General features: G+C 34.1%; 4 pseudogenes. 3 read left to right on the forward strand and 1 reads right to left on the reverse strand.

From position 1 onward, the window contains the following. Window positions 1-700 (forward strand): annotated as a pseudogene (locus tag CWATDRAFT_RS30960) (IS1634-like element ISCwa1 family transposase); the annotation flags it as partial. A gap of 146 nt (window positions 701-846) precedes the next feature. On the opposite strand, the pseudogene CWATDRAFT_RS30965 reads toward CWATDRAFT_RS30960, so the two are convergent. Next, a pseudogene (locus CWATDRAFT_RS30965) lies at window positions 847-1,206 on the reverse strand (HEAT repeat domain-containing protein); the annotation flags it as partial. Window positions 1,207-1,343: 137 nt separating this feature from the next. Here CWATDRAFT_RS30965 and CWATDRAFT_RS35260 point away from each other — a divergent pair. Further along, window positions 1,344-2,056, forward strand: a pseudogene (locus CWATDRAFT_RS35260) (IS5-like element ISCwa2 family transposase); the annotation flags it as partial. A gap of 70 nt (window positions 2,057-2,126) precedes the next feature. Further along, a pseudogene (locus CWATDRAFT_RS30975) lies at window positions 2,127-2,788 on the forward strand (IS66-like element ISCwa4 family transposase); the annotation flags it as partial.

The raw sequence follows: 2,788 nt of genomic DNA on the forward strand, positions 1-2,788 counted from the left end.
AAGTGATTTGGAAAAACTAGAAAAACAACTTTCCCAAGAAGAGAAGAAATCCCAAAAATTTCTTAAAGAAATACAATCTGAAGAATTTGAACATCCTCAAGCTGCTCGATATAAATTAAAAGCTATTAATAAAAAATTGAGATTGTTGGAAATAAAAGAATTTGAACTGATTGAAACTTACTCGAAAAAAAAGGAAAAGATTTATAAAATGATTAGTCTGATCATCAAAAAAGATGAAGAGATAAGTAGAAAGACTAAAGAAGCAGGAAAATTTATTTTAGCAACTAACTTAGTAGAGGAAAATAAATTAGAAGCTAGTGAAATTCTGATAACTTATAAAAACCAGCAATCTACGGAAAGAGGATTTCGATTTTTGAAAGATCCCTTATTTTTTACTGATAGTTTCTTCGTTGAAAAACCAGAAAGAATAGAAACAATGTTATTTTTAATGTCTTTGTGTTTGTTGATTTATAACTTTGGGCAAAGAGAATTAAGAAATTGTTTAAAAAGAGTCAAAAAAGGAATAAATAATCAAGTAGGGAAAGTAACATTGCGTCCGACTTTGAGGTGGATATTTCAATGTTTTCAAGGTATTCATTATGTAATTTTAAACGGAGTTAAACAAATTGTCAATTTAACAGAAGAAAGGCGTTTTATCTTGAGTTTATTACCTGCATCTTGTCAAAGATATTATCTATAAATTGAATTGGATAAAGCCAAAATAATAAAAGAATAAGAGTCTAATGATATCAAATGAGAAGAGGAAACTCTCCTTCGTTTGTGCTGAGTCTTGCTAAGTTCTCAATGAGTATAAATCTTCTTAATTTGATTATTTTTCCTAAAAATTTAATGAAAAGAGAAATATTCTTGCCCAGGTATGATTTTCGGACTTTTTAAAACTATGTATTTTTTTATACTACATTTTGAAGTGCGGAATCTGGGTTCAATAGAATGGCAGAGTAGTTGATAAATTTGAGACATTAAATCATGAATTCTTGTTAAATCTCGGATCGCATTTTTCCGAACTTGCGGATTTTTATCTTGTAGAGAGAGGGTTAAAGCATGGTTCATTGGCTTGAGAGTTCTTGTGCTAATCTGAGAGAGAGCCTCTAAAATTAAACTCCGTTCTTGAGAATCTGTATGAATCATTAAGTCTACTAGGGATTCCATGGCTCGGGAATCTGCAGTTTGGGCTAGTTTCCAAATAGGGTTTGCTGAATAAAAGCAAAACCCTATTCTTTAAAAGGTTACACCCATATTCGCGATCGCAAAAAAGATCAGCTTTGTCGGCTACAAACCGCTATAATTGGTAGAAACACCTCCCAGTTGTTGGTCAAGAACAAATGTATCGAAAAGAGGAGCAACCTTTACCGCCCCCAGAAAAATTTGAATTACCTTTCGAGGGCAAATTGTCCCCCAATAATCGTTGGGTAATCATGGCAGAGTTGATACCTTGGGATGATTTTGAGGAAGAATATGCTAAACTTTTTTCAGCATAAAAAGGTGCGCCAGCCAAACTATTTAGAATGGCATTAGGGACATTAATTATTAAGGAAAAATTAGGAACAAGTGATAGAGAAACTATAGAACAGATTAGAGAAAATCCCTATCTACAATACTTTATAGGTTTAAATTGTTATCAACAAGAGCCACCACTGGAATCTTCAATGCTAGTTCATTTTAGGAAAAGAATTGATGGAGAATTGATAAACAAAATCAATAAAAAAATAGTAAAAAGAGAAATAGACAAGAGTGATAAAGAAGTAAAAAAAAGGATTGTCTCCAAGAAAAAGGAGAAAAAATAAAAAATAAAGGTAAACTAATTTTAGATGCGACTTGTGCGCCAGCAGACATCAAATACCCAACGGATTTAGGCATATTAAATCAAGCCAGAATTGAGACAGAAAGAATAATAGATAATCTTTATAAACCATTAAGAGTAAAATTGAGAAAAAAGCCGAGAACTTCTAGAAAAATTGCTAGAAAGGAATACTTAAAAGTAGCTAAAAAACGAAAAGTATCTTATCAAGAAAGAAGAAAAGCTATCGGGAAACAGTGTAATTGCTCACCGCAATAAAGAATCTGTCTTGACAACATAAAGGTAAAATCGGGGATTTTTATGTATAGTGGGGGTTATGACCACAAATGCTACCATTGATTCAAAGCTAGTTAGAGCTATCGCCGATGAACAGTTGGCGAACAATGTCTTCATGATTGAGTGGCTAGTCAAGGCACAACAACAGTTATCTCTTCAACAAAGACTGATTGACCAGCAACAACAACAAATCTCTACACAACAGCAAGAAATTGAAAAATTGAAAGAAGAGAGAGATAAGCTAAAAAACCGTAACTCAAAAAACAGTTCAGTCCCCCCATCATCAGACCAACTAAAAAAGCCTTCTGACAAAAAGAAACGCAAAAAAGGATTTAAACGCGGACCAAAATATGACCACCTAGGGAAGACCCGTAATGGTTTTGGTCAGCCCGATAAGATAGTCCCTTTAGAACTAGAAAACTGTCCTGTTTGTGGGGGTTCAGTGGAACGAGATGAAGTAGTTCCCGAAAAAGTCCAGCAAGTGGCTGAAGTAGTAGACCAACCCATAGAAATCAGGGAATATCGTCGCGGATTCTATAAATGTCCTAGTTGTGGATGGTCAGATTACAGTCCTGTTCCATTGGGAGTTAAAGAAGGATTCAGTTATGGGGCGCGATTAAGTAGCATCGTGGGCTGGCTTGGCTATGGGGGTAATCTTACATGGCGTAAACAGGAACATTTTATAGAGTATGT

Origin of the sequence: Crocosphaera watsonii WH 8501 (assembly GCF_000167195.1) — a bacterium.
GTDB lineage: Bacteria > Cyanobacteriota > Cyanobacteriia > Cyanobacteriales > Microcystaceae > Crocosphaera > Crocosphaera watsonii.